25 protein-coding genes are annotated in these 24926 nt (G+C 59.4%); 16 read left to right on the forward strand and 9 right to left on the reverse strand.

The window, feature by feature from the left end; translation table 11 throughout:
- Window positions 1–36: 36 nt before the first annotated feature.
- Window positions 37–741, forward strand: a complete 705-nt coding sequence (locus MB824_RS01825) for a YggS family pyridoxal phosphate-dependent enzyme (RefSeq protein WP_238745377.1) — start codon at window positions 37–39, stop codon at window positions 739–741.
- A gap of 72 nt (window positions 742–813) precedes the next feature.
- Window positions 814–1179, forward strand: a complete 366-nt coding sequence (locus tag MB824_RS01830; RefSeq protein WP_238745379.1) for a hypothetical protein — start codon at window positions 814–816, stop codon at window positions 1177–1179.
- 119 nt (window positions 1180–1298) lie between these two features.
- On the opposite strand, the gene MB824_RS01835 is transcribed toward MB824_RS01830, so the two are convergent.
- From MB824_RS01835 to MB824_RS01855, 5 genes are all read right to left on the reverse strand, one after another.
- Window positions 1299–1817, reverse strand: coding sequence for a copper chaperone PCu(A)C (locus MB824_RS01835; RefSeq protein WP_238745383.1), 519 nt, complete (start codon window positions 1815–1817; stop codon window positions 1299–1301).
- A 266-nt stretch (window positions 1818–2083) separates the two neighbouring features.
- Window positions 2084–3118 carry an anthranilate phosphoribosyltransferase gene (gene trpD / locus MB824_RS01840; protein ID WP_238745386.1) on the reverse strand — a complete coding sequence of 345 codons (1035 nt, stop codon included), beginning with the start codon at window positions 3116–3118 and terminating at the stop codon, window positions 2084–2086.
- Between the two features lie 93 nt (window positions 3119–3211).
- Window positions 3212–4576, reverse strand: coding sequence for a bifunctional UDP-N-acetylglucosamine diphosphorylase/glucosamine-1-phosphate N-acetyltransferase GlmU (gene glmU / locus MB824_RS01845; RefSeq protein WP_238745388.1), 1365 nt, complete (start codon window positions 4574–4576; stop codon window positions 3212–3214).
- A gap of 135 nt (window positions 4577–4711) precedes the next feature.
- The gene (locus tag MB824_RS01850) at window positions 4712–5293 is read right to left on the reverse strand and encodes a chorismate--pyruvate lyase family protein (RefSeq protein ID WP_238745391.1); all 582 of its coding nucleotides are present in this window, start codon (window positions 5291–5293) and stop codon (window positions 4712–4714) included.
- Between the two features lie 7 nt (window positions 5294–5300).
- Entirely contained in the window at window positions 5301–5537 is a 237-nt protein-coding gene (locus MB824_RS01855; RefSeq protein ID WP_238745393.1) for a hypothetical protein, read from the reverse strand.
- A gap of 202 nt (window positions 5538–5739) precedes the next feature.
- On the opposite strand from MB824_RS01855, the gene MB824_RS01860 reads away from it, so the two are divergent.
- The 3 genes from MB824_RS01860 to sstT all read left to right on the forward strand — a co-directional run bounded on the left by MB824_RS01860 (window position 5740) and on the right by sstT (window position 8641).
- A complete protein-coding gene (locus MB824_RS01860; protein ID WP_238745396.1) occupies window positions 5740–6753 on the forward strand; it encodes a thiamine ABC transporter substrate-binding protein in 1014 nt (337 codons plus the stop codon).
- A 229-nt stretch (window positions 6754–6982) separates the two neighbouring features.
- Window positions 6983–7201, forward strand: a complete 219-nt coding sequence (locus tag MB824_RS01865) for a YqaE/Pmp3 family membrane protein (protein ID WP_238745399.1) — start codon at window positions 6983–6985, stop codon at window positions 7199–7201.
- 150 nt (window positions 7202–7351) lie between these two features.
- Window positions 7352–8641, forward strand: coding sequence for a serine/threonine transporter SstT (sstT, locus tag MB824_RS01870; protein WP_238745402.1), 1290 nt, complete (start codon window positions 7352–7354; stop codon window positions 8639–8641).
- Window positions 8642–8827: 186 nt separating this feature from the next.
- On the opposite strand, the gene MB824_RS01875 is transcribed toward sstT, so the two are convergent.
- Window positions 8828–9340: a hemerythrin domain-containing protein gene (locus MB824_RS01875; protein WP_238745404.1), complete on the reverse strand. Its 513-nt coding sequence runs from the start codon at window positions 9338–9340 to the stop codon at window positions 8828–8830.
- A gap of 301 nt (window positions 9341–9641) precedes the next feature.
- Between MB824_RS01875 and MB824_RS01880 the strand changes: the two genes are divergently transcribed.
- The 9 genes from MB824_RS01880 (at window position 9642) to MB824_RS01920 (ending at window position 20085) form a co-directional block, all read left to right on the forward strand.
- Window positions 9642–13007: a pilus assembly protein gene (locus tag MB824_RS01880; RefSeq protein WP_238745407.1), complete on the forward strand. Its 3366-nt coding sequence runs from the start codon at window positions 9642–9644 to the stop codon at window positions 13005–13007.
- Between the two features lie 254 nt (window positions 13008–13261).
- Window positions 13262–14758, forward strand: a complete 1497-nt coding sequence (rng, locus tag MB824_RS01885) for a ribonuclease G (RefSeq protein ID WP_238745410.1) — start codon at window positions 13262–13264, stop codon at window positions 14756–14758.
- Between the two features lie 77 nt (window positions 14759–14835).
- Window positions 14836–15513, forward strand: coding sequence for a DnaA regulatory inactivator Hda (hda, locus tag MB824_RS01890; protein ID WP_407659215.1), 678 nt, complete (start codon window positions 14836–14838; stop codon window positions 15511–15513).
- 469 nt (window positions 15514–15982) lie between these two features.
- Window positions 15983–16717: a pyridoxine 5'-phosphate synthase gene (pdxJ, locus tag MB824_RS01895; RefSeq protein ID WP_238745414.1), complete on the forward strand. Its 735-nt coding sequence runs from the start codon at window positions 15983–15985 to the stop codon at window positions 16715–16717.
- A 40-nt stretch (window positions 16718–16757) separates the two neighbouring features.
- Window positions 16758–17138 carry a holo-ACP synthase gene (acpS, locus tag MB824_RS01900; protein ID WP_238745416.1) on the forward strand — a complete coding sequence of 127 codons (381 nt, stop codon included), beginning with the start codon at window positions 16758–16760 and terminating at the stop codon, window positions 17136–17138.
- Between the two features lie 106 nt (window positions 17139–17244).
- On the forward strand, window positions 17245–17880 hold the full coding sequence (locus MB824_RS01905; protein WP_238745419.1) for an MBL fold metallo-hydrolase: 636 nt from the start codon (window positions 17245–17247) through the stop codon (window positions 17878–17880).
- 117 nt (window positions 17881–17997) lie between these two features.
- Complete coding sequence (locus MB824_RS01910; protein ID WP_238745422.1) at window positions 17998–18399, forward strand: PTS sugar transporter subunit IIA; 402 nt, start codon at window positions 17998–18000, stop codon at window positions 18397–18399.
- Window positions 18400–18451: 52 nt separating this feature from the next.
- On the forward strand, window positions 18452–19450 hold the full coding sequence (locus tag MB824_RS01915) for a hypothetical protein (RefSeq protein WP_238745425.1): 999 nt from the start codon (window positions 18452–18454) through the stop codon (window positions 19448–19450).
- Window positions 19451–19536: 86 nt separating this feature from the next.
- On the forward strand, window positions 19537–20085 hold the full coding sequence (locus MB824_RS01920; protein ID WP_238745428.1) for a nitroreductase family protein: 549 nt from the start codon (window positions 19537–19539) through the stop codon (window positions 20083–20085).
- 142 nt (window positions 20086–20227) lie between these two features.
- Here the strand turns inward: MB824_RS01920 and MB824_RS01925 are convergent, their stop codons facing one another.
- Window positions 20228–20962, reverse strand: a complete 735-nt coding sequence (locus MB824_RS01925) for a 16S rRNA (uracil(1498)-N(3))-methyltransferase (RefSeq protein ID WP_238745431.1) — start codon at window positions 20960–20962, stop codon at window positions 20228–20230.
- A 58-nt stretch (window positions 20963–21020) separates the two neighbouring features.
- Between MB824_RS01925 and MB824_RS01930 the strand changes: the two genes are divergently transcribed.
- Both MB824_RS01930 and tsaD read left to right on the forward strand, forming a co-directional pair.
- Complete coding sequence (locus MB824_RS01930) at window positions 21021–21818, forward strand: inositol monophosphatase family protein (protein WP_238745434.1); 798 nt, start codon at window positions 21021–21023, stop codon at window positions 21816–21818.
- Window positions 21819–21881: 63 nt separating this feature from the next.
- On the forward strand, window positions 21882–22946 hold the full coding sequence (gene tsaD / locus MB824_RS01935; protein ID WP_238745436.1) for a tRNA (adenosine(37)-N6)-threonylcarbamoyltransferase complex transferase subunit TsaD: 1065 nt from the start codon (window positions 21882–21884) through the stop codon (window positions 22944–22946).
- An 80-nt stretch (window positions 22947–23026) separates the two neighbouring features.
- Here tsaD and MB824_RS01940 read toward each other — a convergent pair whose 3' ends face one another.
- Window positions 23027–23404 (reverse strand): hypothetical protein, encoded by a 378-nt coding sequence (locus MB824_RS01940; RefSeq protein WP_238745439.1) that lies wholly within the window; start codon window positions 23402–23404, stop codon window positions 23027–23029.
- 359 nt (window positions 23405–23763) lie between these two features.
- The gene (gene bioB / locus MB824_RS01945; RefSeq protein ID WP_238745442.1) at window positions 23764–24882 is read right to left on the reverse strand and encodes a biotin synthase BioB; all 1119 of its coding nucleotides are present in this window, start codon (window positions 24880–24882) and stop codon (window positions 23764–23766) included.
- Window positions 24883–24926 lie beyond the last annotated feature (44 nt).

The raw sequence follows: 24926 nt of genomic DNA on the forward strand, positions 1-24926 counted from the left end.
TGGCGCTATAATTACCTTTTTATTTGGGAGTGTGCGATGGAACAGGCTCAGAGACTGGAAGCGCTGCGCCGGCGCATCGGCGAAGCGGCGGTGCAGGCAGGCAGGGAAGCGGTGGCGGTACGGCTGATTGCGGTTGGCAAAACCTTTCCCGCCGCCGACATCCGCGCTTTTTACGCGCTCGGCCAGCGCGATTTCGGCGAAAACTACATCCGCGAATGGCAGCTCAAGGCCGAAGCGCTGGCCGACTGCGCCGGTTTGCTCTGGCACATTATCGGCCACGTCCAATCCAACAAAAGCCGGCCGGTGGCCGAGGGTGCGCACTGGCTGCACACGCTCGACAGCGCCAAACTCGCCCGCCGCCTGAGCGATCAGCGCCCGCCGCAGCTGCCCGATTTGCAGGTCTGCATCGAAATCAACATCAGCGGCGAAGCGGCCAAACACGGCGTCGCCCCCGAGCAGATGCTGCCGCTGGCGCGCGAAGTGGCGCAGCTGCCCCGCCTGAATCTGCGCGGCCTGATGTGCGTGGCCGAAGCCACCGACAACCACGCCGCCCTGCGCGCCCAGTTCGACGCCATGCGCAACCTGCTGGCTAAGCTGCAAACCGTCGCCCCGCAGGCCGACACGCTGTCGATGGGCATGAGCGGCGATCTGGAAACCGCCATCGCCTGCGGCGCGACTATGGTGCGCATCGGCAGCGCGCTGTTCGGCCGCCGCGATGACGGCGCAAGTGAAAACGGTTAAAATCCTTTCAGGCTGCCCTGCCCCGCAGCAAAGCAGCCTGAAAACAGTTATCCCAAACTAAAGGACATCAAAATGAACAAACGTATCACGGCCGCAGCCGTATTCTTTCTTGCCGCCGCCACAGCTTTGGCCGAACCGGTGGGCGCCGAGCAGGCGGCGGAAAAAGTGGTTGCCGCGGTAAAAGCGCACAAACTCACCAGTTTGGAAACCGAATGCCTGACACTCGTTTACAGCAACGAAGGGCGCGAAAACGACGAGGGCTACTATGAAATCGCCGTGCATGAAAAGCACGACGAACACTGCGGCGGCGACCCCGAAACTTCGCCGCGCCTGTTCAGCTTCCGCGTGGATGCGGCCAGCGGCAAAATGCAGACCGATGCTTCTGGCTGGCAGGGTGGTCCGCAGGAATGGACGGGTGATTTGCACGATATCGACTAAAAGCTGTCGTTTCAAAAGTTTTCAGGCTGCCTTGCGCGTATGCGGGGCAGCCTGAAAAAAAGCAGCCTGAAACCGGAATCTGCGGTTTCAGGCTGCCTTTTTGTGCTTGGCGCTTAATGTTAATGATGATCGTGACCGCCGTGGTCATGGCCGCCGTGGTTGTGGTCGTGGCCGCCATGATCATGGCCGTGGTCGTGCTTCATGGTGTCCTGCATTTTGCGCACGCGCACGGTTACTTGTTTGCTGCTGCCGTCTTTGAATTTCAAAGTCAGGGGGAAGGTTTTGCCCACGGTCAGCGGCTGTTTCAGATCCATCAGCATCACGTGGTAGCCGCCGGGTTCGAGTTTCTGGGTTTTGCCGGCGGGCAGCGGGATGCCGTCTTTGACTTCGCGCATTTTCATCACGCCGTTTTCATTGATATGGGTGTGCAGCTCGGTGCTGCCGGCAATGGAGGGCTGAACGCTTGCACCGACAAGGACGTTGTCCTTTTTGTCGGTATTTTTCAGGTTGACAAACACACCGCCGGCACTCTGGCCTTCAACGGTGGGGCGTGCATAGGCTGCGCCGGTTTGGATGCCTTTGGCCATAGCCATTTGGCAGAGCAGGGCTGCGCTGAGCGCCAAAGCGATTTTCTTCATGATTGCTTCCTTTGTCTTGATGGAAAAATGCCCGAACCGCCCGAAAGGCCGCGGGCCTGGCGCATCATTCGTCCTAGGGCTCGCCCTAGAGCAAATCATCGATGCACGGCCGATTATAAGTTATTCCGTAACACCGTGCTTGACCAAAATCAAACCACCCTACCCCTTCGATGCTTTTCAGGCTGCCTGCGCCGCAATTTAGCGCGCAGGCAGCCTGAAAGGTTTAGGCCGAAAGGTTTAGCGGCGGATGCAACACTTTTGCCGCTTTAGCCGGCCAGCGCCAGGCTGGTGGCGACAAATTCCTGCTGTTTGGCCAAGGCTTTGCCGCTGTCGATGGCTTCGCGCGCCATCTGTACGCCGTCTTTCAGGCTGGCGGCGCGGTTGCCGGCATACAGGCAGGCGGCGGCGTTGAGCAGCACGATGTCGCGGGCGGCGCCCTTCGCTTCGCCAGCGAGCACGGCGTTCATCAGCGCGAGCGACTGGGCGGCGTTTTCCACCGTCAGCCCGTCCAAATCGGGATAAACACTCATACCGAAATCTTCGGGGTGGACGTCGTACTCGCGCACGCTGCCCTGATAAAGCTCGGCGATGCGCGTGCTGCCGCGCACGGTGATTTCGTCCAGGCCGTCGCTGCCGTGCACCACCAAAACGTGCTGCGATCCGAGCTGCTGCAGCACGCGCGACAGGATGCCGCACAAGTCGATGTGGAACACGCCCAACAGCTGGTTGGCGGCGCCGGCAGGGTTGGTCAGCGGGCCGAGAATGTTGAACATCGTACGCACGCCCAGCGCTTTGCGCACCGGCGCCACGTAGCGCATGGCGCTGTGGTGGTTTTGGGCGAACATAAAACCGATGCCGCAGCGCTCGATGCTTTGCGCCACCTGTTCGGGGCTGAGCGTCATCGGCACGCCCAGCCGCTCGAGCACGTCGGCGGCGCCGCTGGACGACGACACCGAGCGGCTGCCGTGTTTGGCCACCTGAGCGCCGGCGGCAGCGGCAACAAACATCGCGGTGCTAGAAATATTGAAGGTGCGCGCGCCGTCGCCGCCAGTGCCGACGATATCGACCAGATCGCTGCCGTCGCGCACCGGCACTTTGGCGGAAAACTCGCGCATCACGCCGGCGGCGGCGGCGATTTCGGATACGGTTTCCACTTTAATGCGCAGGCCGACCAATATCGCGGCAATCTGCTCGGGCAGCACCTGGCCGCTCATAATCTGGCGCATCAGATCGGCCATTTCGTCGTGGAACAGCTCGTTGTTGTCGATCAGGCGGGCTATCGCCTGCTGCGGGGTAATCATGGTCTTCCTTTCATGCGGGACGAGTTTGTTTTTCAGGCTGCTTGGCTTTTCAGGCTGCCTGAAAGACACAGGCAGCCTGAAAACGGGACGGGACTATTTTTTCGGTTTTTCCGGCCGCACCCAGCCTTCGATAACGGTTTGGCGGGTGCGGGCGACGGTGAGTTTGTTTTCAGGGCAGTTGCGGGTGATGGTGCTGCCGGCACCGGTGGTGGCGCGGCTGCCGACCGTTACCGGCGCCACCAGCATGGTGCCGGAGCCGATGCGTACTTCGTCGCCGATTACCGTGCGGTGTTTGTTTACACCGTCGTAATTGCAGGTGATGGTGCCGGCGCCGATATTGCTGCCGCGGCCGATTTCGGCGTCGCCGATATAGGTCAGGTGGTTGGCCTTGCTGCCGTGCCCAATCGTGCTGTTTTTCACTTCGACGAAATTGCCGATGTGCGCTTCGTCGCCGATGTCTGCCTGCGGGCGCAGGCGAGCGTAGGGGCCGATGCGGGCGTCGCGGCCGATGCGGCAGTTTTCCAGATGCGAAAACGGCTCGATCACGCTGCCGGCGCCGATTATGGCGTTTTTGATCACGCAGTTGGCGCCGATGCGCACTCCGTCGCCCAATTCGTTGTCGCCTTCGATCACCACGTTTACGTCGATTTCCACGTCCTGCCCGTGTTTCAGGCTGCCGCGCAAATCAAAGCGCTCAGGATCGCGCAGGGTCAGGCCGGCTTTGAGCAGCGCTTGGGCCTGATTGCGCTGAAAAATGCGCTCCAGCGCGGCCAGCTGCTGTTTGTTGTTTACGCCCGCCGCCAGATAAGACGCGGCCACCTGTACCGGATGCACGGCGACGCCCTGGGCATTGGCCAGCGCAATCAGGTCGGTCAGGTAATACTCGCCCTGGGCGTTGTTGCTGTTGAGCTGCGCCAGCCAGCCTGAAAGATGGCGGTTGGGCAGCACCAGAATGCCGGTATTGGTTTCGGTGATGGCCTTTTGCGCGGCATCGGCGTCTTTTTCTTCAACAATCGCCACCACGCGCCCGTCTTGGCGGACGATGCGGCCGTAGCCGGTGGGATCGGCCAGCACATCGGTGAGCAGGCCGACCTCGTCGCCGGCGGCATCGAGCAGGGTTTGCAGGGTGGCGGCGTCAATCAGCGGCACGTCGCCGTACAGCACCAGCGTGCGGCCGTCGGCGGGTAGCTGCGGCAGCGCGGTTTTCAGCGCGTGGCCGGTACCCAGCTGCTCGGTCTGCTCCACCCATGCCACGTCGCGCCGCACCGTGTCGCGCACCGCGTCTTTGCAGTGGCCGATTACCACGCTGATGTGCTGCGGCTTGAGCGACAGCGCGGTGTCGATCACGCGCTCGAGCATGGTTTGGCCGCCGATGCGGTGCAGCACTTTGGGCAGCGCGGAATACATGCGCGTGCCTTTGCCGGCGGCAAGGATAACGATGGAAAGCGGGGCGGACATGGCAAATCTTTCTCTATATAGAAGACGGATAAAAGGGAAAACGGGTTGGCGTGGGGCGGGCGTTTTTCAGGCTGCCCTTGGACAAGGCAGCCTGAAAAATACCGCCCGCCCCGATTCAGGCAGCCTGAAAGGCATTCAGCCGGCAAAATCAAACTGCGGCAGAAACAGCTCGCTAATCTGCAGCGGGCTGCCTTCCAGCAGCAGCATGGAGCGGCGGGCATAAAGCCCACCTTCGTCGCGCCGCCATTGCAGGCTCTGGCGACGGGTGCGGCGGGCAAACAGCCACGGGCCGATGGGTTCGTCGCCCAGCTCGGTCAGGCCGGCGGCGGCACCGCGGGCGCCGGACTCGGGCAGCAGGGTTTGGGCAAACACCCACGGCACGCCGTCGCCAAACAGCATCACTTCGCGCAGCCAAACACGCTCAGACGCCGCAGCCGCAACGCCGCCGGCTTTTGCCGTTTCCAGCCCCGGTAAACCCGCGGTATCGGTTTTAGCTTCGCAGAAACTCGCTTCGTTCGTTTTCAGGCTGCCTGAAAACCAGCCCTGGCGCACGATACGCACTTTCAGGCTGCCGCAGCGGCCGCGCAGTTTTTCGGTGAGCGAACCCTGATGCAGCAGCCAAGCCGCGGTGGCGGCAGGCAGTTCTTCACCGCTGCCGCGCCAGCCGCCGCCCGCCAAAGCCTGCCGCCAAGCGGGATAGTGTTCTTGAAAAGACATCGGCGGTTTACTTCTGGCCTTCTTCGTCTTCGCCGACTTCTTTTTCCGGCAAAATGGCGTGCTGCACCGGCCGCGCGGAGTGGTAGTGGGTGTTTTGTGAAGCGGCGCCTTCGGTGTAGTAGATGCCGGTGCCGGTGGGGTATTTCTGGCGCAGGCGGGTCTGGCCGGCCTGGTTCTGGTAGGTTTCCCAAGTGCAGCCGCCCAGTGCGGTCAGCGCCAGCAGGGCAATGATTCGGGTGCGCATCGCGTGTCCTTTGCGGAAAAAATATCAAGGGCGGCATTCTAATGTTTTTCAGGCAGCCTGAAAACGAACGAAGTGAGTTTCTGCGAAGCTAAAACATCCGCCGCACCCGCCGCCCCCTTAACGCTTCCTTAACCCAAGCTTGCACAAGCAAACCGTTTTGCCTATCATCCCGTCTTTCACTTTGCCGTTTTAGGAAACCGCCATGCAGAAATTTGTCCGCCGCACGCTGTGCGCCGCCGCTCTCTTTGCCGCCGCCGCGGCTTCGGCGCATACCGAAGTCAAGCTCGCCGTTACCGGCTCTTACAGCCTGCCCGCCGAAGTGCTGGCAAAGTTTGAGAAAAACCACGATGCCAAGGTAACGGTGATCAAAATGGGCAGCGGTAACGAAATGGTCAACCGCCTGATCCTGACCCGCAGCAACAGCCCGCTGGCCGACGCGGTGTACGGCCTGGACAACAGCACCGTCTATAAAGCCCACCATGCCGGCATTCTGGCCGACAAACAGCCTGCCGGCGCGCCGGTTACCGTGTCGCTGCCTTATGCGCTGGCGGTCAATTACGGCTTCGTTACCCTGAATTACGACAAAAAATGGTTTCAGGAAAAAGGCCTGCCGCTGCCGCAGAGTCTCGACGATTTGACCAAACCGGCCTACAAAAACCTGCTGGCGGTGCCCAATCCCGGCACTTCCAGCCCCGGATTGTCGTTTCTGCTGGCCAATATCGGCGGACTGGGCGAGAAAAAAGCCTTTGAATGGTGGGGCAAAATGCGCCAAAACGGCGTGAAAGCCACCAAAGGCTGGTCGGAAGCGTATTACACCGAGTTCACGCTCAATGGCGGCTCGCGGCCGCTGATGGTCGGCTATGCCACCAGCCCCGCCGCCGAGGTGTACTACAGCAAAGGCAAGCTGAAAACGCCGAATATGGGCAATCTCTTTCTACCCGGCGGCGTTTACCTGCAGGTGGAAGGCGCAGCGGTGCTGAAAAACAGCAAACAGCCGGCACTGGCCGCCAAGCTGGTGCAGTATCTGCAAAGCCCCGATGTGCAGCAGGCGGTGCCGACCAGCATGTGGATGTATCCGGCGGTGAAAAACACCCCCGCCCACCCCGCGCTCGTCCACGCCGGCGTGCCCAAGTCGCACTTCGCCCCCAAAGGCCAGCGCATCGCCCAACAACAGAAAAGCTGGGTGAACCAATGGATACGCACGGTGGTGAAATAACCCCCATTTCACCGGATAAGCAAGCCGAAAAAGCAGCCTGAAAACCCCTTGGCGTTTTCAGGCTGCTTTGCCCTTGGCAGCGCACCACATAGCGGCAAAATGACACGAAACCCGCCAATATCGGGCAAAACTGGCGGAAAAGTTTGACAATCGTTAGCAATTTCAAACATAATCCGCCCGTTTTTTTAACCGATTTACCCCACCCGTCCCATCTCAAAAGGAAAAGACTATGAACGACAACAAAACCCTGCTGATTATCCTGGCCATCATTCTGCCGCCGCTGGCCGTATGGTTCGCAAGCGAAGGCAATGAGAAACAGATGTTCCGCACCATCGTGGCGGTAGTGGGTACCTGTATTTTCACCATTCCCGGCATTTTCTATGCGCTGGACATCGTGCTGGATTGGAAAGCCGTGTATCCGAAACTGGACGAAATGGCGAAAAAATAAGCAGCAGCAACACGAAAACGCCCTGCCGGAAAACGGCAGGGCGTTTTTGCGCTTTTCAGGCAGCCTGAAAGCCGATACGGGCATTTGGCGATATGGAGTATCTGTCGCATCCGCTATACAATGCGCGCTTTGGCAATTAAGGACAAGCCCATGGGAACCGCCCCCGCAACGCAACGCAAACCCCGCCTCGGCCTGATTTGGCAGATTGTTATCGGCCTGGTGGCCGGCGGCATCATCGGCCAGTTTGCCCACCATCTGCTCGACCAAGGCGGTGGCGCCGAACAAAAAGCACAAACGCTGATCGGCATTACCGGCATTTTCGGCAGCCTGTTTGTCGGCGCGCTCAAAGGCGTGGCGCCGTTTTTGGTGTTTATTCTGGTAACCGCCGCCATCGCCAAAAACAACAGCGGCACCAAAACCAATATGCGGCCGATTCTTTTTCTCTACCTGCTCGGCACTTTCGGCGCTGCGCTGGTGGCGGTGGCGGCAGCTTTCGTCTTCCCCAGCACGCTGACGCTGGCTGACAGCAGCGCCATCGACATCGCCCCGCCCAAGGGCATCGCCGAAGTGCTGCAGTCGCTGCTGCTGAAGCTGGTGGACAATCCTTTCCACGCGCTGACCGATGCCAACTACGTCGGCATCCTGCTGTGGGCGGTGCTGCTTGGCTTTGCCCTGCGCCGCGCTTCCGACGCCACATTGCAAGTGTTTGACGACCTTTCCCACGCCGTTTCCGCCATCGTGCGCTGGATTATCCACCTTGCCCCCATCGGCATTTTCGGCCTGGTATCGGTAACCGCCGCCACCACCGGCTTTGGCGACATGATTAAAGAATACGGCCAGCTGCTGCTGGTGTTGGTGGGCTGTATGCTGTTTGTGGCGCTGGTGATGAACCCGCTGATCGTGTTCCTGAAAATCCGCCGCAACCCCTACCCGCTGGTGCTGCTGTGCCTGCGCGAAAGCGGCATTCCCGCATTCTTTACCCGCTCGTCTGCCGCCAATATTCCGGTCAATATGGCGCTGGCGAAAAAACTCAATCTGCACGAAGACACCTATTCGGTATCGATTCCGCTGGGCGCCACTATCAATATGGCCGGTGCGGCGATTACCATTACCGTGCTCGCGCTGGCGGCGGCGCATACCAAAGGCATCGTCGTCGATTTTCCCACCGCGCTGCTGCTGAGCCTGATCGCCACCGTCAGCGCCTGCGGCGCCTCCGGCGTGGCCGGCGGCTCGCTGCTGCTGGTGCCGCTGGCCTGCAGCCTGTTCAATATTTCCAACGACACCGCCATGCAGGTGGTGGCCGTCGGCTACATCATCGGCGTGATTCAGGATTCCTGCGAAACCGCGCTCAATTCCTCCACCGACGTGCTGTTTACCGCCGCCGCCGACATCGCCGAAACCCGCAAGCAGACATCGGCACCGTCTGCGCCGTCGTCCTAATTCGCGCCATACCAAACGCCGCCTGATGATTTTCGGGCGGCGTTTTTTGTCTGAAAAAGCAGCCTGAAAAACGGTTTTCCCGCTTTCAGGCTGCCTTTGCTTTCAAAGCCGCCAATATTTTTCAGGCTGCCTCGGTCAAATCCGCAGGCAGCCTGAAAACGATAAACGGCATCGGCCGACAACAAACTACCCGCGCCGCCGTGCCGCCATAATCTTACCGATGGCGCGGCGCTGCTCTTCCGGTATCACTTCGCGGCCGAGATCAAAAAGCGGCTCTTCAATGGCGATGTGCCGGTCGTAACCGCCGGTAAAGTCCGCTAGCACCGCATTATCAAGCCCGCTGCGGCTGCCTTCAACCACCGCCAAAAGCTGGTTTTGCAAAGCCGTCCAGTTGCGGTGCAGCACAATGTGCTGGCGCTCCAGCTCCTCCACCTGCTCACGCGCCTCAGGCGCATAACGCAGCAGCGTAGGGAAAAAGTCCTGCTCCTCATCGTCGTGGTGCAGCGGCGCGGCCTGGTTGAAATAAGTGCGTATTTGCGTAACCGCCTGGCGCACGGCATCGTTGCAGCCGTGTTCGGCCAGATAGTCCGGCAGCATCTGCAGCTGCCCGCAAAAACGTTTGACCTTGCCGTGGCAGGCGTAAAGCATGTCGATGGGTTCGTCCCACGTAGCGGCTTTCTGTGTGCCGAGATTCAGCATATCTGTTTCCTAAAAATTAAATTCTGACGTTACAGGGTTAAATGAAATTAAATTACAACAAAATACCCGCACCAATACGAAAAATAACCGGCATTCGGACAATTTTGCAAACATCCCTCAAACAGCCGGAGCGTTCACAAACTCTCACAAATAAAATTTTACAAAAAATCCTTTTGCCCGTAAGCAAATGTAGTAGAATTATCCACGCAAAACCAAAACACTACAAAACCTTAATAATTTCTTAAATTTGGTATGGTTTTTGCTTGATTTTATCCTTAATCCAAGCACTCGCTTACCCATAATGCCGAGAAAGCAAATTCAAAACTTCAAGGAGTATAAAATGAAAACCGGACGGAAGCCCAGAGCAACTTCCTTGCGAATCAAGCCCATCTGCCAGGCGGTATTGGCGGCAGCAATGACCGTCGGCAGCGTATCCCAAGTTTACGGTATCGTAATTTCTGAGGACTTTACCCAGCCTAATACCACGCAAAAATGGCTGATGCCAACTCCGGGCAGCGGTCACTGGGCTGGACACTTGCGCCGAGATATCCGCAACCCTCAAGACTATATTCGCAATGCTGCCTGTTTAACAGCCAATGACGGCTCGCCGGTACAAGCAGGGAAGCTCCCCCGTTGCCAGGGAGCTAGTGATGCTGCTGGCAAAGGTGCTCTTCGTCTGACTCCTGCACAGATACAACGTGTGGGCGGCATTGTGTCCGACTTTGATTTCGCAACCAATGAGGGCGTAGATATTACCTTTACCACCTATACATGGGGGGGTAACGGTGCAGACGGCATGACCTTCTTTCTTTCCGATGCCGCCCGCCCACCGACACTTGGTGCCAGTGGTGGTTCACTCGGTTACTCCTGCTCCAACGTCAACCCGATTTTCAGCGGCGTAGATGGCGGTTATATGGCCATCGGTATTGATGAATGGGGCAACTTTGTAAATGGTGTTGGTGATAATACCAATACTGGCCCCGGATTCCGTAAAAACACAATCGGTATTCGCGGTAAAGGTATCCTAAATTTCGACTATTTTTCCAATCCCGATGGTTTCTTGGCAGATTACTGGCGTAAGAATCGCTGGGGTAGCGTGCCGAGCAATGCCAAAAATTCATGGAGACAATCTTGGAACGGTCAAGCTGGGCAAGACAGATTCCGCGACATCTGTAAAAGCGGAAAATTTGATATTGATCGCCAATGGACGGGAAGCAGGCGTACGGAAACCCTTTCAACCACTCTTCCTGAGACCAATCCTAACCACTTAAGCAACTACAAATACATTACCCATAAAACCCTTAACTTTCCACTAGATACCAAAAACGTACGCAGTAGAGACCAAGCAGTACCCATGCTCTACCGCATCCGCATTACCAAGGACGGCAAAGCCAATGTTTGGTATAGCCGTAATGGTGGCACTTATCAGCCGGTTTTGCTTGATTACGATGTAGTAACCAATAACGGGGCGCTACCTGCCAAATTCCGCTTTGGCTTCATGGGTGCGACCGGCGGTGCCCACAATAACCACGAAGTAACCTGCTTTAGGGCAGCACCAGCCAGCTTGTCCGACGGTAGTGCTGAAGTCAATACACCTGATTCGAAAATCGTCTCTGAATCTCAGGTTTACCTAACCTTTTATAACTCCCTTAATTGGACCGGTAGTGTAGTTGCGCAAAATATTGTTAAAACTCCAGATGGGAAATACCATGTAGACGGGAAAGTCAACTGGGATGCTAGTTGCGGCCTTACTGGCGGCGTATGCGAACGCAGGGAAAACAGATTATTTACTGCCCAAAATGATAGAAAATTCTTTACTTCCAGCAATGGAACTGGAGTTAGCCTGACTTGGGGGAACTTGTCTTCTCAGCAACAAAGCAGCTTGAAAGGAAGTGAAAACGACACAATAGGCCAACAACGCTTGGCTTATCTGAAAGGCGACCGCTCCCAAGAGGCAGTAAGCGTCGGAGTAGGTCAGTTCCGCCCGCGCAAAAGCGTACTGGGCGATATCATCAATTCCAGTCCGGTTTGGGTAGGCTACCCTGCAACCCAAAATTACCAGAAAGGCGAATGGAAAGACGCCCGCAACCCTGCTGCGGCCATGCCCGAACGCACCGGCCAGTCTTACCAAGACTACGCAACAGCCAACGCCCGCCGCCTGAACGTTGTGTATGCCGGTTCCAATGATGGTTTCCTGCACGGTTTTGCAGCCGGCTCTTACTCCGCACCCAAGCAGTTTGACAATACTGACAACACCGGTAAGGAAGTCTTTGCCTATATGCCCGGATCCGTACTGTCCCGCATGCACAACCCCAGCAAACCTGCTTTGGATTTCTTTAACGAACGCTACGCCCACAACTTCCATAACGATGCGGCAGCAGGAACCGGCGATGTATTCTATAACGGCAAATGGCACACTTGGATTATGAGTGGCTTGGGTGCCGGCGGCAATACTGTGTACGCTTTGGACGTTACCGATCCGGAAACCTTTAGCGAACAAAATGTTGTTGGCGAATGGTCTTTTGACGCCAACGATCCCGTTTGGAGAAACTTGGGTAATACCTATGGCACGCCCGTGTTCGGCCGTTTCCACGACGGCAACTGGGGCGCCGTATTCGGTAACGGCTGGTGCTCGACTACCGATGCCGCCAACGGCAACTGCACCGCAAGCGGGGGGGCTGCCGGTATTTATGTGATGTCGATCGACCAGACAAGCGGCAGACCCTCATTCCGCTTCATCAGCACTGGAGAGAGCGGCACACCCAACGATCCCAACGGCATTGCCCATGTTACCCCCGTTGATTTAGACGGTGACCGTATCTACGACTATGCCTATGCTGGCGACCTGAAAGGCAATGTGTGGCGCTTCGACCTGACCGATACCCAAGGTTCTTCTTGGGCAACGAAGCAACCGCAGAAAATCTTCACTACGCAATCAGGCCAGCCGATTTCCACCAAAATCGTAGTTTCCCGTGCGGAAAAAGGCAATCGTGGTGACGTACTGCTCAACTTTGGTACCGGTTTGCGTAAAGTTGGCTATACCGATGAAGCAACTACCTATGCCACAGGCACGCAAAGCATCTACGGCTTGCGCGACAGACAGGCAGCCGCTTTCCCGAACGGTGGCGGCACTACTGCTGCACAAATTAACGGCCGTACCAGATTGCAGCAACATAGGGTAACCGATAGATCCAAAGGCACGCTGAGCAACGACAAAGTCAATTGGACCAATTACGACGGTTGGTATATGGATTTGGAAACCGTTAATCTTGGCCTGGATGACAAAGGCAAGCCCAACATCCAGTATGAGCAAGTTATTTACAATCCCTATTTGGATCAGGGTAAATACTTTATCGTAAATACCTTTATTAACGGTAGCAGCCCGATTTTGACCTGTACCGAAACACAAGTTACCGGTTATACCTATCCGTTTGAGACTACTACAGGTTCCGTGGTTCGCGGTTTCTTCGATAAGAATACCGAAAATACAACCAAACGTTCTCAATATAACGCGATTGGTTCACCGCAACTGCTTAGAACCGTTGACGGGAAAATTTGGCTGCTGTCCAAAGACTCCGGCGGTAATGTCCGCCTGGATGAAGTATTCCTTCCTTCAGAACTGGGCACTTACAAAATCCGTCGACTTTCTTGGCGTGAAATCTATTAATTTAGATTGATAAAAGGCCGGACTGACAAACAGTCCGGCCTTTTCTTTTGGCACAATTTATCTTTGGATTCCCCGAGCATTCCCATCCCAACAAACCGCTGCTTGGCGATATAATCGTGCCCTGCCTTTTGCTGAGGCAGCAAGCAGTTTTTCGCCATAAAACCTAGCTATTCAGGCAGCCTGAAAATATTTTGCAGACGCCGTATAAAACCCTGCGGCGTGTGCAAAGTATTTTTATCTTTTGGAATTTTACCATGTCCTTCGAAACCATACCCCTGCCCAAAGACATCGTCCGTCCGCCGGAAACTGTGCTGGTAAACATCACGCCGCAGGAAACGCGCGTGGCGCTTTTGGAAGAAAACGACATCTGCGAACTGCACATCGAGCGCAACAGCGGTTACGGTCTGGTCGGCAATATTTATTTAGGCGTTGTCCGCCGCGTGCTGCCGGGCATGCAGAGCGCTTTTATCGACATCGGGCTGGAGCGTGCGGCCTTTTTGCACATTATGGACTTGCTCGAACAGCGCCAGAATCCGGCTGCCGACCAACGCATCGAACAGATGCTGTTTGAAGGGCAGACTATTCTGGTGCAGGTCATCAAAGATCCCATCAACAGCAAAGGCGCGCGCCTGTCCACGCAGATTTCGCTGGCGGGGCGCTTTTTGGTGCATCTGCCGCAAGACGAGCACATCGGCGTTTCCCAGCGTATCGACAACGAGAACGAACGCAACAGCCTGCGCGAGCGGCTCGACCGCCTGCTACCGGCCGATTCCTGCCACGGCTACATCATCCGCACCAGCGCCGAAACCGCCAGCGATGCCGAACTGCAGGCTGACATCGACTATCTGACCAAAGTCTGGAGCGACATCCGCAGCAAAGCGAAAACCAGCCCGCCCGAAAGCCTGCTCTACCGCGACCTGCCGCTCAGCCTGCGCGTGCTGCGCGATATGTTCAACGACAACACTCGCGCCATCTACGTCGATTCGCGCAGCAATTACGACTGCATGGCCGATTTCTGCCGTCAATACGTCCAGGGCGCCACCTCCAAACTGCAATTATTTACCGGCGAGCGGCCGCTGTTTGAAACATACGGCGTCGAAGCCGAGATCAACCGCTCGCTGCAGCCGCGCGTCAATCTCAATTTCGGCAGCTATCTGATTATCGAAGCCACCGAAGCGATGACCACCATAGACGTCAACACCGGCGGTTTCGTCGGCGCGCGCAATTTTGACGAAACCGTGTTCAAAACCAATCTTGAAGCCTGCCACGCCATCGCCCGCGAGCTGCGTCTGCGCAATCTCGGCGGCATCATCATCATCGACTTTATCGACATGAATCAGCCCGAGCACCGCGAAGCCGTGCTGCAAGAGCTGGCCAAAGCGCTCAGTTTCGACCGCACCCGCGTGACCCTCAACGGCTTCACCAGCCTCGGCCTGGTCGAACTCACCCGCAAGCGCACCCGCGAAAACCTCAACCACGTATTGTGCGAAGCCTGCCCCGTCTGCCAGGGGCGCGGCCACCTGAAAACCGCGCAGACCGTGTGTTACGAAATCCAGCGCGAAATCGTCCGCGAAAGCCGCCGCTTCGACATGAAAGAATTCCGCATCATCGCCTCCTCCGAAGTTATCGACCTGTTTTTAGACGAAGAATCGCAGTCGCTTGCCATGCTGATCGACTTTATCGGCAAACCGATATCCCTGTCCGTCGAAGGCAGCTATTCGCAGGAACAATACGACATCGTCCTTATCTGAACCGTTTTCAGGCTGCCCAAGTCGCATCTCCCCACCCCAAAGGCAGCCTGAAAACAAACGGCAAAGGCAGAGCAAACGTGAACCAAATCCCCCTGGACTTCGGCATCCCCGCCGCCTACCCCGAATTCGACAAATTCCTCGGCCGCGCCAATGCCGAACTGATCCACACCCTGCGGCAGAAGCACGAACCCTTCGTTTACATCTGGGGGCCGCCCGGCTGCGGCAAAAGCCACATCCTCCAAGCCTGGAGCGGACAAGCCGCCGCCGACGGCAGCACCGCCCGCTACAGCGACGACGGCAACCTCAGCCCCGACGACGAAGCCGACGCGCTGGCCGTGGACAACGTCCAAACCCTCACCCCCGCCGCCCAAACCGCCCTGTTCGACATTTTCAACCACATGCGCAACAGCGGCCACGGCCGCCTTTTGCTCGCCGCCGACGTCCCGCCCGCCGCCCTGCCCCTGCGCGAAGACTTGCGCACACGCATGGGCTACTGCCTGGTTTACGAAGTCAAACCACTGGGCAGCGGCGAAAAAATCGCCGCCCTCACCCACATGGCCGCCGCCCGCAGCCTGAAAATCGACCCGCAGATTTTCCACTACCTGCTCGACCACTGGCACCGCGACATGGACAGCCTCGTCGCCATGTTCAACGATCTGGCCGACTACTCCATCACCCTCAAACGCCCCATCACCCTACCCCTGCTGCGCCAGCTTTTGAAACAGCAGGAGCACGGCCCGGAATCTCAAACATAAAAAAACGCCTTCCGAAGCAGCAGCGCCGAAAGACGTTTTTCAGGCAGCCTGAAAGCCGCCCCGGCGCAAACCGCGCCCGCAAAAAAAAGGTGTGGAGTTATCGTCCACACCAAAACACACACACATCAAGAGGAAACCTTGAACAGATGGATTACATCTATCAATCAAATGCTGCCTGCATCTGAATTGATAGCCATTATAAGCGGGCGGGCGGAAACGGCTTTGATACAAGTCAATCTTTGCCGCAGATTCGGTATTTTCCCGGCAAAACAATCATAAGCGATTGTTTCAAAAAGGTTCAAAATCGAGACACCACTCAAAAAAACTGCGGCATGACTGGCGCAGGCAAAGCTGCTACACTTCCCGCCGCTGCCAAAGGGCGCCATCTGCCGTATTTTCAGGCTGCTTTCGGCTGGTTTTTTCCGCCGGAACCACCGGCCGCCGTTTTATCAAACCCTAAGGAACCACCATGCTTTTGGGCGTCAATATCGACCACGTCGCCACCCTGCGCAATGCGCGCGGCACCAACTATCCCAGCCCGTTGGAAGCCGCGCTAACCGCCGAAACCCACGGCGCCGACCTGATTACCCTGCATCTGCGCGAAGACCGCCGCCACATTAAAGACGACGACGTCGCCGCCATCCGCCGCGCGGTCAAAACCCGCATCAATCTGGAAATGGCGATGACCGAAGAAATGCTGGCCCACGCACTGTCGGTACGGCCGGATGACGTGTGCATCGTACCGGAAAAGCGCGAAGAAGTTACTACCGAAGGCGGTTTGGACGTATTGGCGCAGCGCGAGAAAGTCGCCCGTTTTACCGGCGAATTGCACGCCGCCGGCATCCGCGTGTCGCTGTTTATCGGTGCCGACCAAGAGCAGATTCAGGCTGCTTTTGATGCCGGCGCCCGCGTAATCGAGCTGCACACCGGCGCCTATGCCGATGCGCCGAGCCACCGTGAGCGCGGGCAGGAGCTCGAGCGCATCCGCCGTGCCGCCGAGTTTGCCGCATCGCTGGGAATGACGGTTAATGCCGGCCACGGGCTGACCATCCACAATGTCGCCCCCATCGCCCGCATCCCGGAAATCGTCGAACTCAATATCGGCCATTCCCTGATCAGCCAGGCGGTATTTATCGGCCTGCCCGCAGCCATCGCCCAAATGAAGGAAGCCATTTTCCGCGCCCGCAGCCAAATCGCGCGCTAAAGGCTTTCAGGCAGCCTGAAAAAAAAGACAAGGAGAAACTATGATTTACGGCATCGGCACCGACATTCTCGCCATCAAGCGGGTGGAAGCGCTATATAAAAAATACGGCACCGCCCTGCCCGAGCGCATTCTCACGACGGTGGAAAAGGAAGACATCAAACTTGCCGCCGATCCCGTGCGCTTTTTGGCAAAACGCTTTGCCGCCAAAGAAGCCTTTTCCAAAGCCGTCGGCACCGGCCTGCGCGCGCCGGTGAGCCTGCAGCAGATCGGCATCGGCCACAACTCTTTGGGCAAGCCCGAATTTTTCTGCGAAGCGCCGCTGCGCGAATGGCTGGCCGAACAAGGCATCGGCCGCGTCCACCTGAGTTTGAGCGACGAAGCCGACTATATAGCCGCCTTCGCGCTGGCCGAAGCAGCCTGAAAAACGAATCCGCCGCCTTTCAGGCTGCCTATGCCGCTTGTAGGCAGCCTAAAAGCCCAAAGCAGCCTGAAAACCCGTTTCACCACACACAAACCCGCCCGCTACCATGTCCCTACATTTTGACATTACCGCCGTTACCCCCTTCCGCCAAAACTGCACCCTGCTGTGGGACGACGAAAGCCGCGAAGCCGTACTCACCGACGTCGGCGGCGACGTGCCGCAGCTTTTAGAAGAAATCGACCGCCGCGACCTGACGCTCAAAGCCGTGTGGCTCACCCACGGCCATCTCGACCACGCCGCCGGCGCCGACGAACTGATGCGCCTGCGGCCGGTGCCGGTACTCGGCCCGCATGCCGACGACCGCTTTTTGCTCGAACAACTGCCCGTCATCACCCGCGAATACGGCTTTCCGGTATCGCCCGCTTTCGAGCCGCAGCAATGGCTGGCGGAAAACGACTGCCTGAGCGTCGGCCGCTACCGTTTCCAAGTGCTGCACATCCCCGGCCACACCCCCGGCCACGTTGTGTTTTACTGCGCCGAAGCCGGCCTGCTGGTGGCCGGCGACGTACTGTTTTACGAAACCGTCGGCCGCACCGATTTTCCGCGCAGCAACCACGGCGATTTAATCCGCAACATCAGCGAAAAACTGCTCACGCTGCCTGAAGACACCACCGTCATCCCCGGCCACGGCCGCATGACCACCGTCGGCCACGAAAAACGGCACAACCCGTTTTTGCGCTAAACCGGCGCTGCGGCATTTATCCGCCGCCGCCATTGATATTTCCGCATTTCACCCATACAAAGCGCAACACGCCGCCGCAGGTAGCCTGAAAACACCACAGCCCACGGAACCCAGCCGATGATAGGCATACTGATCATTACCCACGAAACCCTTGGCGCCGCTCACCAAAGTCTGGCGCGCCATTTTTTCCCCGACGCCGGTTTCGAGCATCTGCGCATCATCGGCGTGGACAGCTGCGAAGACCACGCCGACATCATAGGCCGCGCCCACACCCTGCTTGCCGAACTCGACAGCGGCCACGGCGTGCTGATTCTCACCGATATTTTCGGCGCCACCCCCTGCAACGCCGCCATGAAGCTGGTCGAACCCGGCCGCAGCGTCATCCTGACCGGCCTCAACGCCCCGATGCTGGTCAAAACCCTGCAGCACGCCCGCGACGAAACCCGTCTCGAACATCTGGCGCAAAGCGCCCGCGATGCCGCCGTCAAAGGCATTATGCTGTTCGACCAAGCCCTGTAAACCCGCCTTTTCCGCCTTTCAGGCAGCCTGAAACCCCGCTACGGAGACCCCGATGACGCCGCACCTGCAATACATCCGCAACCTGTGCCGCCAAGCGCAAAATTTTTGGGACGACTGGCAGCGCCAGCCGCCTGCCGCCGATGCCGACCCGCAGACCATCGCAGATTTCGGCAACCGCCTGCTCGATACGCACTGCCCCGACGTCCATCTGGAATTTGACGGCAGCGGCGCTTCAGGCTGCCTGATTTTCACCGCCGACGGCGCAACCGCCAACTTCCCGCTGGTGCAGCTTTTGGCCGACCACGCCCCCGCCGGCCTGCCTTGGCCGGTGCACGCCTTCCGCCAGCCGTCCGCCGGCTTCGCCATCGAAATGAACGGCCTGCGCCTTGATCCCGCCCAAGTTTCCGCCGCCATCGGCCTGTGGCACGAACACCCCGCGCTGATACTCGGCCTGCCCGCGCTGCCCGCCGAGCAGCAGGAAAACGCCCAACGCGCCGCGCTGATTCTGCTCGACCACATCATCGGCGAATGGGCGGCAGCGGTCAAAATCGGCGCCGTCGATTTCTGCAACGGGCAGCCTGAAGACGCCTTCCCGCTTACCGAGCTGCCCCAACAGCTCGACAAGCTGTGGCAGACGCTCGGCCGCGACGGCCGCTATCCCGAAGCCGAATGGCAGTACACCACCTACCAATGCGACCAGGAAAGCGGCCGCAGCCTGCTGATCCGCAACGAATCCGCCGCCCCGCTGGTCGGCCGCGCCGATATGCCGTGGTTTGTTTCCGTGTCCTGCCGGCTCGAAGGCGGCGACACGCTGGAACAGGCCTACGCCCTGCAGGATGCCTTTGAAGATGCCGCCGCGAAAAACCACGAAGGCATCGCCACCCTCAGCGTCAGCAACCTCGGCGCCGGCCGCCGCACCGTGTATGCCGCCACCGCCAACCCGCTGGCGCTGGCCGAAGCCGCCGAAGACCTGTGCCGCCGCTACGCCGCCCTCGGCGCCGAAGCCGTCTGCGAATACGATCCCGCCTGGGAGCACTACCGCATCGGTTAACATCCTTTCAGGCTGCTTTTGCACCAAAGCAGCCTGAAAAACACCCGCCCCGTTTCCCACCACTGCATCACATCAAAGGAAGAACCATGGATACGCTCGAACTGCTCACCACCCGCCGTTCCACCAAATCGCTCACCGCCCCCGCCCCCGACGAGCTGCAGCTCGAAACCATGCTCCAGGCCGCCAGCCAGGTACCCGACCACGGCAACCTTACTCCGTGGCGCTTTATCGTGATCAACAGCGAAAAAGGCAAAACCCGCCTGCACCAAGCCCTGCTCAAAGCGGTGGACGAGCTCAATCTCGGCGAAGACACCCGCGCCAAAACCCACAAAGTCATCAACCTCGCGCCGATGATTATCGCCGTGATCGCCAGCCCCAAAAGCGGCAAACCCGAATGGGAGCAGCAAATGAGCGCCGCCTGCTCCGCCTACGCCCTGCAGCTTGCCGCTCAGGCGCAAGGCTTCGACAGCATCTGGATCACCGGCCTGTGGGTCGGCACCGAGCAGGTGCGCGCCGCCTTTAACTGCGGCGAAAAAGAAAAAATCCTCGGCTTCATTATGGTCGGCACCGCCGAAAACGCCTGCCACCACGGCGCCAAAAACACCGACAGCACCGCCTTTACCGAAATCTGGTAAGCCGCGTTTTCCACTTTCAGGCTGCTTTGCGCCCGACGCAGGCAGCCTGAAAACCAAAAGCAGCCTGAAAACCGTAATAAAGGTTTTCAGGCTGCTTTTTATGCGGATTTAAAACGGCAGTCCGACCGGTTTTTCAGGCTGCCTAGGCGCCGAAGTCGCCCCACAGCGTTTGCAGCGCGGATATGGCGGCCAGCGCGGCGGTTTCGGTGCGCAGAACGCGCGGGCCGAGCGTAAAGGCGGCAAAACCGCGCTCCCGCGCCAGCGCTTCTTCCTGCGGCGTCCACCCGCCCTCGGGGCCGACCATCAACTGCAGGCGGCGGCTTTCAGGCTGCCTGAAAGACGACAGCGGCGCGGCCTGGTGCGGGCTGGCCAGCAGGCGCAGCGCGGTGCTGTCGGAGAGTGCATCGAGTGCGGCGGGCAAGTCCAGCAGCGGCAGCACCTGTGGCACGCGGTTGCGCCCGCACTGCTCGCAGGCGGAGACGGCAATTTCCTGCCAGCGCGCCTGCCGTTTGTCGGCGCGCTCGCCCGAAAGGCGCACCACCGAGCGGCCGCCGAGCACCGGCTGGATGGAGGCCACGCCCAGTTCGACGCTTTTTTGCAGGGTGAAATCCATGCGCTCGCCGGCAGAAACGGCCTGTATCAGGGTGATGTGCAGCGGGCTTTCGCGGTCGGTTTCGATGGGGGCATCGACGCGGCACAGGGCGCTGCGCCGTCCGAGCGACAAAAGCTCTGCCTGCGCTTCGCGGCCGCTGCCGTCAAACAGGGTCAGCGCGTCGCCGGCATTGAGCCGCAGCACTTGGATGTGGCGCACCACGCGCTCGGGCAGTTCGGCCTGGCTGCCGGCTGCGGGCAGCTCGGGGATATGGAAGCGGGGCATTTTAAATCGGGGGTGGAAAGTGATAATATCGCGGCCTGCATTTTAGCAAAGAGCGCCCATGGAACCCACCGCAAAATTAGAAGAGCTGGTTCGCGAAATCGCCTTCAGCGAAGTGATGCCGCGTTTTTTAAACGGGCAGAGCGAGCGCAAGGCCGACGGCAGCATGCTGTCGGAAGCGGACTTGGTTTCGCAGGCGGCGTTTTCCGAGCGGCTGCCTGAAATTGTCGATGCGCCGGTGTTGGGCGAAGAGATGACTTACGAGCAGCAGCTCTCGCTGTGGCGCGCGCATGCGCAAAGCGGGCTGTGGGTGGTCGATCCGATCGACGGCACCAATAATTTCGTCAACGGCCTGCCCCATTTTGCCCTGTCCGCCGCCCTGATCCGCGCCGGCCGCGCCGAATTGGGCGTGGTGTTCGACCCCTGCGCCGGCGAATGTTTTTCCGCCGCCCGCGGCCGCGGCTCGCATCTCAACGGCGTCAAACTGCCGCTGCGCCGCGTGAAAAAACGCCTGCACGAAGCGCTGGCGGGCATCGACGTCAAACGCCTGCGCAGCGGCCGGCTGGTCAGCAGCCTGAACAATTTCGCCCCTTTCGGCACCCTGCGCTGCCTGGGCAGCAGCACGCTTGATTGGTGCTATCTGGCCGCCGGCCGTTTCGACATCTATATGCACGGCGGCCAAAACCTGTGGGACTACGCCGCCGGCGCCTTGATTTTCGAAGAAGCCGGCGGCATCTACGCCACCCTCGAAGGCGACGACTTCTGGAGCGGCCGCCACGTTTTCCAGCGCTCGGTGGTTGCCGCCGGCCAGGAAGAGCTGTTTCAAAAATGGCTCGCCTGGGTGCGCGCCAACCAATAAACCCCGCCCTTGTTTCCACTTGCAGGCAGCCTTCAGGCTGCCTTGTTTTACGGTTTTTACTTTATGTTAGTCCTCGGCATCGAATCCTCCTGCGACGAAACCGGCGTCGCCCTTTACTGCAGCAAACGCGGCCTGATCGGCAATGCGCTGCACACCCAGATGGCCATGCACGCCGAATACGGCGGCGTGGTGCCCGAATTGGCCAGCCGCGACCACATCCGCCGGCTGGTGCCGCTTACCCAAGCCTGCCTGGCCGAAGCCGGCGCAGCTTACGGCGACATCGACGCCGTTGCCTACACCCAAGGCCCCGGCCTGGGCGGCGCCCTGCTCGCCGGCGCCTCCTACGCCAACGCGCTGGCCTTTGCTCTCGGCAAACCGGTGCTGCCGGTGCACCATCTCGAAGGCCACCTGCTCTCGCCGCTGCTGGCCGACGAACGCCCCGAGTTCCCTTTCGTCGCCCTGCTGGTTTCCGGCGGCCACACCCAATTTATGGCGGTGCGCGGCATCGGCGACTACACCCTGCTGGGCGAAAGCGTGGACGACGCCGCCGGCGAAGCTTTCGACAAAACCGCCAAACTGCTCGGCCTGCCCTACCCCGGCGGCGCCAAACTCTCCGAGCTGGCGCGGCTCGGCACGCCCGATGCCTTTTCCTTTCCCCGCCCGATGCTGCATTCGCACGACTTGCAGATGAGTTTTTCCGGACTCAAAACCGCCGTGCTCACCGCCGTGGAAAAAGCCCGCGCCGCGCACGGCGGCAGCCTGCCCAATTCCGTGCGCAACGACATCTGCCGCGCCTTTCAAGACGCCGTGTGCGACGTGCTGGTGCACAAAGCCCGCCGGGCGCTGCTGCAAACCGGCTACCGCACGCTAGTGGTGGCCGGCGGCGTCGGCGCCAACTGGAAACTGCGCGCCGAATTGGGCAGCCTGAAAGTCAAAACCGCGCCCAAAGCGCCGGCCGAAGCCGTGCGCACCTTTTTCCCGCCGCTGCCGCTGTGCACCGACAACGGCGCCATGATCGCCTTCGCCGGCGCCATGCGGCTGCAACACCAAGTCCAAGCCGCGCAGCCGGCCGCCGCCTTTAACGTCCGCCCGCGCTGGCCGCTGGACGAGCTGGTGCAAACGGCCTGAAAGCTGCCCGCGCAAAAAAAACGCAGCCGGTCGCAGCTGCGGATACAAACTTCAGGCTGCCCGCAGGCAGCCTGAAAACTTTACCAATACCACCACGGATAGCGCAGCGGGCTGTACCAGTCGTCGTAAAAATCGCGCGCCCTTTGCAGGCGGATTTGCGAAATGTGGTTTTGCCAGGCCATTTTGTAGCAGGCTTGGAACATCGGGTTCGACACCTTGTCCACATAACGCAGCCTGAACTGCTCGCGCTGCTTGGCATTGGCAAACGGCGGCGGATTAAACTGCTCGGCCATCAGCTTGGCGGTTTCCTCGTCGCACTGGCTGGCCAGTTCCACCTGCAGCGCCTGCTCCTGGCGCTTTTGCGCCGCCTTGCGCGCCGCCACCTGCTCCGGCGTGGCCGCGCACGCTCCCAATACCAGCGCTGCCGCCAGCGGCAGCCATATTTTCAGTTTTTCCATATCCGCGTCCTTATCGGTCAAAACCGGCGCGCCCGCCAGCGGGAAACGCTGTAAAAACAAGCCTAAAACGGTTGGAATCATACGCCCGCCGCCCCTGCCGCGCAAGGGCGCGGCAGCCGCTTTTTCGCGCCCTACCAAGGGCAGGGAGATAGCCGCCGCCTGTGGACAAACGGCCGCCGTTTCGTCCCCTCCCCTGCGCTTGCGCGGGGGAGGGTCAGGGTGGGGGTGGCAGTTCGCAGAACTGCGTTTGCCGATATCCCGCAAAAGTTTCTACAGCGGCCTGCGCCCCCACCCCAGCCCTCCCCCGCAAGCGGGAGAGGGAGCTAGGCACCTACCGTTTTCAGGCTGCTTTTACCGCCTTAAGCCGCGCAGCCGCAGCTGCCACCTGCCCCGCCGCCGCAACAGCCGCCCCGTGCCGCCAGTGCGGCGGCGATGTCGCTGCCGTCGGTTTCAGGCTGCCTTTCAGGCTGCCCCGATGCGCCGTATTGCAGCGGGTACAAATCCAGTTTGGCCATCAGCAGGCGGTCGCTGTCGGCTTCGGGGTTGTCGGTGGTCAGGAGTTTGTCGCCGTAGAAAATCGAGTTAGCGCCGGCAAGGAAACACATCGCCTGCATGGCTTCGGGCATGTCGCTGCGCCCGGCCGACAGGCGCACATAGCTTTGCGGCATGGTGATGCGGGCAACGGCGATGGTGCGCACGAATTCCGTCCAATCCAAATCTTCGGCGTCGGCCAGCGGCGTGCCTTCCACTTTGACCAACTGGTTGATCGGCACGCTTTCGGGCTGCGGGTCGAGATTGGCCAGGCTGGCGATGAGTCCGGCGCGCTCGGGGCGGCTTTCGTTCATGCCGACGATGCCGCCGCAGCAGATTTTCAAACCGGCTTTGCGCACTTTGCCCAGCGTGTCCATGCGGTCTTCGTGGCGGCGGGTGTGGATGATGTCGTTGTAGCGTTCGGGGTCGGTGTCGAGATTGTGGTTGTAATAGTCCAGCCCCGCGTCTTTGAAGTCTTCGGCCATGCCTTCTTCGAGCAGGCCGAAGGTGCCGCAGGTTTCCATGCCGATGCCTTTAACGGCCTTGATAATGGCGGACACGGTTTCCACGTCTTTAGGCTTGGGCCCGCGCCAGGCGGCGCCCATACAGAAACGGCTGGCGCCGCGCGCTTTGGCGATGCGGGCTTTTTCCAGCACGGTTTGTACATCCAGCATCTGCGATTTTTCCAGGCCGGTGTTGTAGTGGGCGGACTGCGGACAGTATTCGCAATCTTCCGAGCAGCCGCCGGTTTTCACCGACACCAGCGTGGAGAGCTGGATTTCGCGCGGGTCGAAATGGCGGCGGTGCACTTGGGCAGCCTGAAAAACCAGCTCGAGAAAGGGCAGGTTGAACAGCGCTTCAACGTCGCACTTTTTCCAATACTGCGCGGTGGGATGGGGACGGGTTTCGAGACTGCGCCGCAGCGCAACGGGGGAGAGTTTGCTCATCGGTGGCTTCCTTATGGTTTGCGGCGTCGCAATGTCGCCGACGG

It is taken from the genome of Kingella pumchi (genome assembly GCF_022288825.1).
Taxonomy (GTDB): domain Bacteria; phylum Pseudomonadota; class Gammaproteobacteria; order Burkholderiales; family Neisseriaceae; genus Kingella_D; species Kingella_D pumchi.

Bases quoted from the DNA above. Each gene is read 5' to 3' on its own strand.
- MB824_RS01830 (WP_238745379.1), top strand. From the start codon at position 814: ATGAACAAACGTATCACGGCCGCAGCCGTATTCTTTCTTGCCGCCGCC.
- trpD (WP_238745386.1), bottom strand. From the start codon at position 3,118: ATGATTACCCCGCAGCAGGCGATAGCCCGCCTGATCGACAACAACGAG.
- MB824_RS01880 (WP_238745407.1), top strand. From the start codon at position 9,642: ATGCCGAGAAAGCAAATTCAAAACTTCAAGGAGTATAAAATGAAAACC.
- MB824_RS01915 (WP_238745425.1), top strand. From the start codon at position 18,452: ATGACGCCGCACCTGCAATACATCCGCAACCTGTGCCGCCAAGCGCAA.
- rng (WP_238745410.1), top strand. From the start codon at position 13,262: ATGTCCTTCGAAACCATACCCCTGCCCAAAGACATCGTCCGTCCGCCG.
- MB824_RS01940 (WP_238745439.1), bottom strand. From the start codon at position 23,404: ATGGAAAAACTGAAAATATGGCTGCCGCTGGCGGCAGCGCTGGTATTG.
- MB824_RS01925 (WP_238745431.1), bottom strand. From the start codon at position 20,962: ATGCCCCGCTTCCATATCCCCGAGCTGCCCGCAGCCGGCAGCCAGGCC.
- bioB (WP_238745442.1), bottom strand. From the start codon at position 24,882: ATGAGCAAACTCTCCCCCGTTGCGCTGCGGCGCAGTCTCGAAACCCGT.
- MB824_RS01850 (WP_238745391.1), bottom strand. From the start codon at position 5,293: ATGTCTTTTCAAGAACACTATCCCGCTTGGCGGCAGGCTTTGGCGGGC.
- glmU (WP_238745388.1), bottom strand. From the start codon at position 4,576: ATGTCCGCCCCGCTTTCCATCGTTATCCTTGCCGCCGGCAAAGGCACG.
- acpS (WP_238745416.1), top strand. From the start codon at position 16,758: ATGATTTACGGCATCGGCACCGACATTCTCGCCATCAAGCGGGTGGAA.
- MB824_RS01910 (WP_238745422.1), top strand. From the start codon at position 17,998: ATGATAGGCATACTGATCATTACCCACGAAACCCTTGGCGCCGCTCAC.
- pdxJ (WP_238745414.1), top strand. From the start codon at position 15,983: ATGCTTTTGGGCGTCAATATCGACCACGTCGCCACCCTGCGCAATGCG.
- MB824_RS01855 (WP_238745393.1), bottom strand. From the start codon at position 5,537: ATGCGCACCCGAATCATTGCCCTGCTGGCGCTGACCGCACTGGGCGGC.
- MB824_RS01825 (WP_238745377.1), top strand. From the start codon at position 37: ATGGAACAGGCTCAGAGACTGGAAGCGCTGCGCCGGCGCATCGGCGAA.
- MB824_RS01920 (WP_238745428.1), top strand. From the start codon at position 19,537: ATGGATACGCTCGAACTGCTCACCACCCGCCGTTCCACCAAATCGCTC.
- MB824_RS01865 (WP_238745399.1), top strand. From the start codon at position 6,983: ATGAACGACAACAAAACCCTGCTGATTATCCTGGCCATCATTCTGCCG.
- sstT (WP_238745402.1), top strand. From the start codon at position 7,352: ATGGGAACCGCCCCCGCAACGCAACGCAAACCCCGCCTCGGCCTGATT.
- tsaD (WP_238745436.1), top strand. From the start codon at position 21,882: ATGTTAGTCCTCGGCATCGAATCCTCCTGCGACGAAACCGGCGTCGCC.
- MB824_RS01905 (WP_238745419.1), top strand. From the start codon at position 17,245: ATGTCCCTACATTTTGACATTACCGCCGTTACCCCCTTCCGCCAAAAC.
- MB824_RS01930 (WP_238745434.1), top strand. From the start codon at position 21,021: ATGGAACCCACCGCAAAATTAGAAGAGCTGGTTCGCGAAATCGCCTTC.
- MB824_RS01860 (WP_238745396.1), top strand. From the start codon at position 5,740: ATGCAGAAATTTGTCCGCCGCACGCTGTGCGCCGCCGCTCTCTTTGCC.
- MB824_RS01875 (WP_238745404.1), bottom strand. From the start codon at position 9,340: ATGCTGAATCTCGGCACACAGAAAGCCGCTACGTGGGACGAACCCATC.
- MB824_RS01835 (WP_238745383.1), bottom strand. From the start codon at position 1,817: ATGAAGAAAATCGCTTTGGCGCTCAGCGCAGCCCTGCTCTGCCAAATG.